At 32.4% G+C, this 333-nt stretch carries 1 rRNA gene; it reads left to right on the top strand.

What is annotated here, in order from left to right:
* Positions 1-229: 229 nt before the first annotated feature.
* Positions 230-333 (top strand): 5S ribosomal RNA (gene rrf / locus Tmeso_RS16060); the annotation flags it as partial.

Below are 333 nucleotides of genomic sequence, written 5' to 3'. Positions count from 1 at the left end.
GGTTGATAGGTTCAAGGTGTAAGCTCAGTAATGAGTTCAGCTGATGGATACTAATAGATCGAGGACTTAACCTAATTTAAATCTGATCAATTTTGAGAGTATTAATTTATAATATTTTATCGCTTAACTTAAATAATCATTTTAATTAACATATAAGGATAAATAATTATTTAAAAGTCGCTCAAAAATATTAAAAATCAATACTAGATTTACAACAAAATAAAGATTATGTGGTTATTATAGCAAGGAGGATACACCTGTTCCCATTCCGAACACAGAAGTTAAGCTCCTTAGCGCCGATGGTACTTGGAGGGCAGCCTCCTGGGAGAGTAG

Origin of the sequence: Tepidibacter mesophilus (genome assembly GCF_002724055.1) — a bacterium.
Classification (GTDB): domain Bacteria; phylum Bacillota; class Clostridia; order Peptostreptococcales; family Peptostreptococcaceae; genus Tepidibacter_A; species Tepidibacter_A mesophilus.
Note: the sequence above shows the minus strand (reverse complement) of the source record. Positions and strands in the feature narration are given on the sequence as shown.